The sequence below is a fragment of the Gordonibacter pamelaeae 7-10-1-b genome (assembly GCF_000210055.1).
Taxonomy (GTDB): domain Bacteria; phylum Actinomycetota; class Coriobacteriia; order Coriobacteriales; family Eggerthellaceae; genus Gordonibacter; species Gordonibacter pamelaeae.
Window position 1 is genome coordinate 3,223,490 of the sequence record NC_021021.1, and the last position, 8,962, is coordinate 3,232,451.

An 8,962-nucleotide genomic window follows, 5' to 3' on the forward strand; every position below is an offset into this window, starting at 1 on the left:
CCCCCTGCTCCAGCAGGCGGCGGACGCCGCGCGACGCGGCCGTGATGCCCGCCTTCACGTGCGCCGGCGAGAAGTACGCCAGATAGGCGATATGCGGCTCGGCGTTGTAGGCGCGCTGCTGCGGGGAGACGAAGTCCGTGTGGTAGAACGAGGGGTTGAACCCGGTGGCCTCCTGGCAGGCCGGGCACACCGTGACCTTGGACTCGGGCGGCAGCTCCACGTCCAGCGGGCACGGCATCTTGGCATGGGTCTCCAAGTCGTGGCGCCCCACGCAGCGGCGCACGGGCAGGCGGCGCAGCGAGAACGTGCGCCCCCGCACGCTCACGCGCACCTGGACGTTGCGCACGCGGTCGTTCACCAGCAGGTAGGGGCCGTCCTCGTCGCAGCCGTGCCCGGCCAGCACGGCCGCACGTCCGGTTTCGATGTTGTCCATGTAAGTGACCTCGCGTTAACTGCTATGCATTCCGTCAGGTTTCGAGGGAATGATAGCGCACAAGGGGCATTAGCGGCGAGGGGGACGCGGCGAAAGACGGCAAAGCCCACAGAATTGCCGATGCGGCGCATGGCGCAGTGTCGGGCTCCGCCGAGTCGGCACCGAAGGCGGCAGGCGCGCGAACCGCACGCCTGCCGGAGGTCCCGCCTAATGCAAGGGATGGTCCACGATGGTGCACACGGGGTAGATGTCGTGCTTGTACTGCCATTCGCTAGCGCCACACGACCAGTGCTCCTCATGATGGCTCACCATCACGTCGCGCACCACCTGACCCGTTTTCATGTCGAACACGTCGAGCGTCATCGAGCGGACATGCTCGATGGCGGTGCGGTCCTTCAGCTTATGGTACGTGGCATCGCTCACCGCAATCATGTTCAAGGGAGTCTTATGCCAGTACAACCAAGCGGGGTGATGCTCGATGTTGCTGCCACCGCCATAGCAGCCGTCCAAGTTGAAGCCGAGCGCCTCAAGCTCCTTCCACAGGCTGTCCACCTCGGCATATGTTCCGCCAAGGCCGCGCACCTGGGGCAGGTTCGCCACCATCTGCTGGAATTGGGCCAGGTTGATGTCGCCATTGAATGTGTAGGGATACAGGCGATCCTTCTCCACCGAGGTATAGAAGTTCGGGCTCTTGTCCGCATAGATATCCTGCAGCATGTACTTGCCCAACGGATACGAGCGATTGTTCAGCAGGTTGCGGACGTATCCCGTAGCGTAACCGTCACCCGGCAGAGGTTCGGTGGCCTGTCGGTAGGCCGATTTCTTCGCGATGGTTGCCTTGCCCTTGCTGTCGGTTCCCACCTCGCCGGCAAGTTTCTTCACCACTTGCCCGGCCTGCTCCTTAAGCTCCCGCATGGAGCTGACGTATACGGCGTTGTCCCCTTCGCCGAACGGGTCGTCCGGATCCTCCTGCGAGGCTTTCACGTTCAGGTAGGCCATGGAGGCACCGTAGCCGTAGAGATAGGCCATCATGACGCTGGCCAGGTACTCGTCCTTCGCGACGAACGTCTCGGGATCCCAGTTGTAGTAGGTTTCGAGCCAATTGTAGTAATCGCTCACGATGCCTTTCTGGCCCGTGCCGAGGATCAGGGTGCCGAGGCTCCTCGTGTCGGTGTACACCGTGGTACCCAGCAGCTTGTCCTTCTTATCGATAGCGCTAGCGTACTGGTTGAGCAGCTTCTCGTTTGCCTTCATAACCGTAGCTAGATCATCATCCGCAGAGCCAGCGTCCAGCTTGCTGGCGAGTGTGGTGTACAGGCCGCCGTAGCTGCTCAGGTGGTCGATGCGCCACTTCACCTCGTACCATTCCGAGTCGAACCCGGCACGCTTGTCCACGGCCTGCAGCTCCACCGCCATACGGTCGATGCTCGTCTCCATGCGGGACAGCTGGCCCTTCATCTGCTGCAGCTCGTCGTAGATGTCCTGCAGCGTGATCTTGGGTGACGGATCGATCATAGCGGCGATGAGGCCGAGCAGCTCGCTGATGCCGCTGGCCGCGCCTTCGCCCCCTGCGCTGAACCATCCGATGGCGCTGACGATCTTCTCAAGCGCCTCGAACGCCTTTTTCGCGTCTTCCTCGGAGGAGCTCGCAACAGCTACGCCGTTCAGCTCGTCGAGCGAGGAGACATTCGAGAGGATTATCGCGCTGTTGCCCTGCTGTATGCCGTAAGCGTTTAGCACCGCACCGCCGACCAGGTCGACCTCACGGCCGCACATGAGCTGGGTGATCTCTACAAGGAACTGCTGCTCGGCCTCGGCCTCGCTTTGGTCGCTCTCCTTGAAGGGACCGTACCAGCTGGCCGCCGTGTCGGCATCGATATCGAACGTGAAGTCGAAGCCTCTCCCGTCGTCCAAGATGGATCCGAGCTCCACCTGGCTGTTTTCCAGAAGCCCGTTTTCCTTTTCTTGTCCAGGCAGGATAATCTGACGGGCCAGATCAGTCAGGTGCACCGACCCGTCCTTCGCACCGAGCGTCACTTTGCTGGTCACCGTGAGCGACCCGTCGGCGTTGCGGACAACGCCCGTCGCCTCCACCGCACCGTAAGGCACCGCACTCGCGGCCTCGGCCAAGGTACCCGCACGGCCTTCGATAGCATCCGCCGCCAAGCTGGCGCCCGCTTCGCCCACCAGCGCTGCGGGCGCAAGAAACAGCTGCGAGGCGTTCGGATCGAGTGCTGCTGACAGCGCTGCCACTTGATCGGACGCGATCGCCTGGTCCGCTCTCACCGTGAGCGTGCCCCGGCGGTTGTCGTCGGGGTCCACGCTGAACGAGGTTGCCGCAAGCCCCGCGCCGTCCCTGAAGAGCCAATCCTGCGCGCTAGCCGTGCAGGCGAAGCGCCCGTTCTCAACCGAAACCGGCAGCGTGAAGGCACCGTTCCCGTAAGAGCTTCCGTCGGCGTCGAAGGACAGGGTGGCCGCCTCCACCGACACCGCGGCACCGCCCACGGCGCGCCCGTCGGTGAAGGAGCCCTCGTCGAACACGATGAGCCCATCGCTGCCGGATGGCGCGCCGCCCTCCACGCGAACGACGGCCGTGTTGTCGCCGGTGCGCTCGACCGATGTCACCTGCAGCCCCTCGAAGGAGTCGCCCAGCCTGACGGTGGCAGAGGACAGCCCATCGGCGAAGGGAAGGTCGGAAACGACCTCCACCAGCGCGTACTTCGCGCTCGCAGGCACGGCCTGCCCGTCGGCCACGGCAACATTCGCCACAGGGGAGGCCGTTTCGTTGGAATTCCGGATGGTGAACGCCGCCGTTACCGTGGCGGCCGGCGAGGAGCACACGGCCTCCCCCAAAAACACCGTGGGTTCGGGCGAGCCGCCCTCGTCGCCGAACGCCTTGGCAGGAAGCGCTGGCGCAAGACCTGCAACCAGCACCGCCGCTAGAAGAACGGACATGCCGGAGCGGGACCGGCGGGCGCGCACGCGGTCGCGCGAAAGCGTGCCCGCGGCCAGAAGCACGAGGATTGCGGCCGCCAGAGCCGTGAGCGCCAAGGCCGCGCCCGGCGTGCCATCGCCGGTAGACGCGAGCGCCGTGCCGAAAAATCCTGCCTCGAATGCAACGGGAACCCGCAGCTCAAGCGTCTCGCCAACAGGCAGCGTCTCCCGCTCGGCAACGGTCGACGCGCCCTCGCCGGCCAACTTCATTCCCTGCGGCAGCCGCACCTCCAAGCGCGCGCCGCTCCAAGCAGCCGTTCCGTCGTTCGTCACGCGAAACGTAACCGTGGCGCCCTCGCCAGCGGCATAGGATTCTTTGTCGAACGAGCCCACCACCTGCGGCACCGCACCCCCTTCGGCCCAGGCGGCCTGCGGGCAGAGGGTGGGCAGCAGCGCGGCGGCCAGCAAGACCGCCACAGCCAGGAAGGCGCACGCCCGCATGCGGGAAGCTACCGCATCGCGGTATCGCGCAAGCACTTCCAATCGATCGGATCGCACAGATTCTGAAGGGCACGTCTCGACAGGCAGCATGGCAGTCTCTTTCACCGGGATGGACTCATTCCCATTATAAAAGCGCCCACACTGCCCCGATAACCGATTACGCAGCAGAACCGACCGTTTTCGAAAACAAACAGGCTCCCGCTCGAAACGAATTCGATGCTACGCCATGCCGGCTGCCTGCATTGCCTGAACGGTCAGGAACATGTTGTAGGAGAAGTACACGGCCACGACCACGTAGACGCTTGCGAGCACCTTGGCCACCACGTGCCAACCGCTGCGCCACACCAGCACGATGCCCACCGGCCAAAAGACGAGCAGGAAGAACACGATCCAGAACGTCTGCTGGTGCCATTTCTTCGGGTTGGGGTCCTCCATCAGGTCGTTCGCGTTCTGGCGCAGGTCCTTGCGCTGCCAGTCGCCCGCGCGTCGACTCTCGTCAGCCATGCCGCTCCCTTCCCTCGAGCGCGCAGCCGCGCGCTTCCGCGTTTCCTGCCATCCTACCACGTTGGCGTGCCGGGCGCTGGGCGTTGGCATTCCGTTACCGGAACGCCAGACCACCGCCCACGCGCCCGACGAAGAACACGCGCCGCCGTCAGTTCAGCCCCGCGTACTCTACCTCTATCTGGTCGTCCAGATATTCCTTCACCGGCGGTTTGCCGTACTCCTTCAGCTCCTCCACATGCCAGCACTCGGTGGGCGGCAGCCCCTCGATGGTGTCCGCCACGAACACCGGGTCCTTGCCCGCCTTGCGCTGCGCCGTGTAGTCGTCGAGCACCTTGAGCGCCCACTTCCCCAGAAGCATGATGGCCACGAGGTTCACCATAGCCATGAAGCCCATGAAGATGTCGGCAAGGTTCCATGCGAGGTCGAAGCTGTTCACCGCTCCGTAGAAGATGATGCCCAGGCACACGATCCGGAACACGAACAAGAGCGCCCTGCTGTTGCCCTTGATGAAGCGCAGGTTGCTCTCGGCGTAGAAGTAGTTGCCGATGAGGCTGGAGAACGCGAAGGCGAAGATGGCGAACGTGATGAAGTGGATGCCCATCTCGCCCACCGAGTTGTTCACCGCCATCTGCACGAGCGGCATGCCGTTGAGCGCGGCGGCGGCCTCGGGGTCCTGCACGTAGAACACGAGCACCATCATAGCCGAGCACGTGCAGATGAGCAGCGTGTCGATGTACACGGACAGGCTCTGCACGAGGCCCTGCTTGCAGGGATGCGACACGCTGGCCGTGGCGGCGGCGTTGGGCGCGGAACCCATGCCGGCCTCGTTGGAGTACAGGCCGCGCTTGATGCCCAGCATCACGACCGAGCCTGCGAACCCGCCGAAGATGGCCTGGAAGTCGAACGCCGAGGCGAGCACCATGCCGAACACCTTCGGCAGCTCGCCGATGTTGGCGATGGTGGTCCACACCGCGATGGCGATGTAGCCGACGGCCATGATGGGCACGATGATGGAGGTGATGACGCTGATGCGCTTCGCCCCGCCGAAGATGACGAACGCCGTCATCACCGCCAGCACGATGCCGCAGGCGATGGCCGCGCCGTTCGTAGCGTAGTCGGGGATGTAGTACTCGAGCGACGACGTGGCGTTGAAGGCCTGCAGCCCGTTGAACCCGAACGCGAAGCACAGGATGAGCAGCACGGCGAACAGGATGCCCAGCCAGCGCTTCCCGAGCGCCTGCTCGATGTAGTAGGCGGGGCCGCCGCGGAACTCGCCCTCCTTGCCGCGCACCTTCCAGATCTGGGCGAGCGTGGACTCAACGAACGCCGACGCCGCGCCGACGATGGCCATGAGCCCCATCCAGAACACGGCGCCCGGGCCGCCGGTCGCAATGGCCGTGGCCACGCCGGCGATGTTGCCCGTGCCCACGCGCGACGCCGTGGACACCATGAGCGCCTGGAACGACGAGATGGACCGCTCGCCCTCCACATGCTTCTTCTCGGTCAGCTGCGAGAACATGTCCTTGAGGTAGCGCAGCTGCACCGCCTTCGTGCGGATGGTGAAGTACACGCCCACCACCACGAGCAGCAACAGCAGGATGTACGTGTACAGAAACCCGCTCAACTCCCCGGTGAACCCGACGAGCCATTCGTTGAAGTCCATTGGAATCCCCTTTTCCCTCAAAGCGGAGGCGCGCCCTCACCCCTGGCGCGCCTCCGCAACCTTGTCTGCTAGCGCAATCCTTTTAGCCGAGCTTCTTCGCCAGAAGCTCGTTGATGAGTTTCGGGTTGCCTTGGCCGCGCATCTCCTTCATGCACTGGCCCACGAAAAAGCCGATGAGGCCCGTCTTGCCGCCCTGGTACTGGGCCACCTTGTCCGGATTCGCGGCCAGCACGGCGTCCACCACGGCCTCGATGGCGCCGGTGTCGGACACCTGCTCCATGCCGCGCTCGGCCACGATGGCGTCCGGGTCCTTGTCCTCGTCGAGGATGGCGGCGAACACAACCTTCCCCTGCTTGGACGAGATGGCGTCGGCGGCGACCAGCTTCACGAGGCCGAGAGCGCGCGCAGGCGTGAGCGCCGTGTCGGCGAGCTTCACGCCGTCTTGCGCGTTCAGGTAGGCGGTCACGTCGTTGATGACGAGGTTAGCCACCGGCTTCGCGAGCTTGGCCGCCTCGTCGCCGGCCAGTTCCATGCACGCCTCGAAGAAGTCGGCCGTCTCGCGATGCTCCACGAGGTGGCGCGCGTCGTAGGGCGTGAGGCCGAACGCGTCCTCGAAACGGGCCGCCTTCTGGTCGGGCAGCTCGGGAAGCTTGGCGCGCACCGACTCGATCCACTCGTCGGTGAGGTCGTAGGGCGCGAGGTCGGGGTCGGGGAACAGACGGTAGTCGTCGGCCGTCTCCTTCACGCGCATCACGATGGTGCGCTTCTTGGAGGGGTCCCAGTGCCGCGTCTCCTGGAAGATCTGGCCGCCCTCCTCGAGCACCTCCGCCTGGCGGCAGATCTCGTAGGCCAGGCCGTCGTGGAGGTTCTTGAAGCTGTTCATGTTCTTGAGCTCGGTCTTCACGCCGAACTCCTTGGCCCCGCGGCGGCGTAGGCTCACGTTGCCGTCGCAACGCATGGAGCCCTCCTCCATCGAGCAGTCCGAGATGCCCAGCGCCAGGTAGATCTGGCGCAGCTTCTGCATGAACAGGCGCGCCTCCTCGGGCGTGCGCAGGTCGGGCTCGGTGACGAGCTCGGTGAGCGGGGTGCCCGCGCGGTTGTAGTCCACGAGCGAGTGCGTGGCGCCGGCGATGCGGCCCTCGCCGCCGCCGATGTGCACCATCTTGCCCGCGTCCTCCTCCATGTGGATGCGCGTGATGCCCACGTGCGCGGTGTAGCCGTCGGTCGTGCGCGTCACGTTGCCGCGGCTCTCGCCCACCGCAAGGCCGTCCAGGTCGGCGCGCTCCTTCGCGGCCGCGCCGTCCACGTCGAGGTCCAGGTGCCCGCGCATGCAGAAGGCCACCGGGCCCTGCGTGGTCTGGTAGTTCTTCGACATGTCGGGGTACATGTAGGTCTTGCGGTAGAACATCGAGTGCTTCTCGATGTCGCAGTTCGTGGCCAGGCCCGCCAGCACGATGGACTCGATGGCGGCGCGGTTCGGCACGGGCAGCGCGCCCGGCATCCCCAAGCACACGGGGCAGGTGTGCGTGTTCGGCTCGGCGCCGAACTCCAGCTTGCAGCCGCAGAACATCTTCGTGTCGAGCGTCGTGAGCTCCGCGTGGATCTCCAGGCCGATGACGGCCTCCCAATCTTGCAGGACCTCTTCGAGCTTGCGCATGGCTACTCACCCGCCTTTCCGTCGGCGAAGGCCGGCGCCACGGGGGCCGTGCCGTACACCGTCTCGAGCGCCGCGGCAGCGCGGAACATGTTCTCGTCCTTGAACGCCGGCGAGATAAGCTGCACGCCCACCGGCAGGTGCGTGTCGGCGCCCAGGCCCACCGGCAGGCTCATGCCGCCGTTGCCCGCGATGTTGATGGAGATGGTGAACATGTCGGACAGGTACATGTCCGTAGGGTCGCTCACCTCGCCGAACTTGAACGACGTGCGCGGCGACACGGGCGCAAGGATGCAGTCGACCTGCTCGTAGGCGCGCGCGTAGTCCTGCGTGATGAGCGTGCGCACCTGCTGCGCCGGATAGTAGTACCGGTCGTACACGCCGGCGGACAAGAGGTAGCTGCCGAGCATCACGCGGCGGCGCGTCTCGGGGCCGAAGCCCACGGCGCGGCTCGCCTCGTACTGGCTGTTCAGGTCCGTATGGCCGGGATCGCAGTAGCCGTAGCGCACCGAGTCGAAGCGGGCCAGGTTGCTGAAGGCCTCGCAGGGGCCCAGCACGTAGTAGGCGCTCATGGCGGCCTGCGCGTTGGGCAGCTCCACCTCCACGAGCTCGGCGCCCAGCGCGCGCAGGTGCTCGGCGGCTTCCTCCACCTTGGCCTTGACCTCGGGCGTGAGGCCCTTGGCCTCCATGAACGCGGGCACCACGCCTATGCGCATGCCGCGCACGCCCTCGGCGAGGTTCGCCGTGAAGTCGGTGCCGACGTCCTGGCTCGTGCAGTCGAGCACGTCGCGTCCGGCGATGGCGTTCATGGCGAGCGCCGCGTCCTCCACCGAGCGCGCGAACGGGCCCACCTGGTCGAGCGAGCTGCCGAAGGCCACCACGCCGTAGCGCGAGACCACGCCGTAGGTGGGCTTCACGGCCACCGTGCCGCAGAAGCTGCCGGGCTGGCGGATGGAGCCGCCCGTGTCCGAGCCGAGCGTGACCGTGGCCAGGCCCGCGGCCACGGCGGCGGCGCTGCCGCCCGACGAGCCGCCGGGCACGCACGTGACGTCCCACGGGTTCCTCGTGGGACCGAAGGCGCTCGTCTCCGTGGAGGAGCCGAACGCGAACTCGTCCATGTTGAGCTTGCCGAGCGGGATGCCGCCGGCTGCGATGGTGCGCTCGACGCACGTGGCCGTGAAGGGCGAGACGTAGTTCTCGAGCATCTTGGACGAGCACGTGGTATGGGTGCCCGCCAGGTTCATATTGTCCTTGAAAGCCACGGGCACGCCGG

Annotated in this window: 5 protein-coding genes and 1 pseudogene; all 6 read right to left on the bottom strand. The window is 65.7% G+C overall.

Features of this window, described 5'->3' with window-relative positions; translation table 11 throughout:
- A pseudogene (locus GPA_RS14820) lies at positions 1 to 433 on the bottom strand (DUF2797 domain-containing protein); the annotation flags it as partial.
- Positions 434 to 640: 207 nt separating this feature from the next.
- Positions 641 to 3,868: a hypothetical protein gene (locus GPA_RS14825; protein ID WP_015540373.1), complete on the bottom strand. Its 3,228-nt coding sequence runs from the start codon at positions 3,866 to 3,868 to the stop codon at positions 641 to 643.
- A 219-nt stretch (positions 3,869 to 4,087) separates the two neighbouring features.
- Positions 4,088 to 4,372: a hypothetical protein gene (locus GPA_RS14830; protein WP_015540374.1), complete on the bottom strand. Its 285-nt coding sequence runs from the start codon at positions 4,370 to 4,372 to the stop codon at positions 4,088 to 4,090.
- 148 nt (positions 4,373 to 4,520) lie between these two features.
- Positions 4,521 to 6,035 carry an alanine/glycine:cation symporter family protein gene (locus GPA_RS14835; protein ID WP_015540375.1) on the bottom strand — a complete coding sequence of 505 codons (1,515 nt, stop codon included), beginning with the start codon at positions 6,033 to 6,035 and terminating at the stop codon, positions 4,521 to 4,523.
- Positions 6,036 to 6,117: 82 nt separating this feature from the next.
- Positions 6,118 to 7,692 (bottom strand): Asp-tRNA(Asn)/Glu-tRNA(Gln) amidotransferase subunit GatB, encoded by a 1,575-nt coding sequence (gene gatB, locus GPA_RS14840; RefSeq protein ID WP_015540376.1) that lies wholly within the window; start codon positions 7,690 to 7,692, stop codon positions 6,118 to 6,120.
- A gap of 2 nt (positions 7,693 to 7,694) precedes the next feature.
- Positions 7,695 to 8,962: Asp-tRNA(Asn)/Glu-tRNA(Gln) amidotransferase subunit GatA (gatA, locus tag GPA_RS14845; protein WP_041239739.1), on the bottom strand; the 1,268-nt coding region annotated here is incomplete at its 5' end.

Bases quoted from the DNA above. Each gene is read 5' to 3' on its own strand.
- gatB (WP_015540376.1), bottom strand. From the start codon at position 7,692: ATGCGCAAGCTCGAAGAGGTCCTGCAAGATTGGGAGGCCGTCATCGGC.
- GPA_RS14825 (WP_015540373.1), bottom strand. From the start codon at position 3,868: ATGCGGGCGTGCGCCTTCCTGGCTGTGGCGGTCTTGCTGGCCGCCGCG.
- GPA_RS14835 (WP_015540375.1), bottom strand. From the start codon at position 6,035: ATGGACTTCAACGAATGGCTCGTCGGGTTCACCGGGGAGTTGAGCGGG.
- GPA_RS14830 (WP_015540374.1), bottom strand. From the start codon at position 4,372: ATGGCTGACGAGAGTCGACGCGCGGGCGACTGGCAGCGCAAGGACCTG.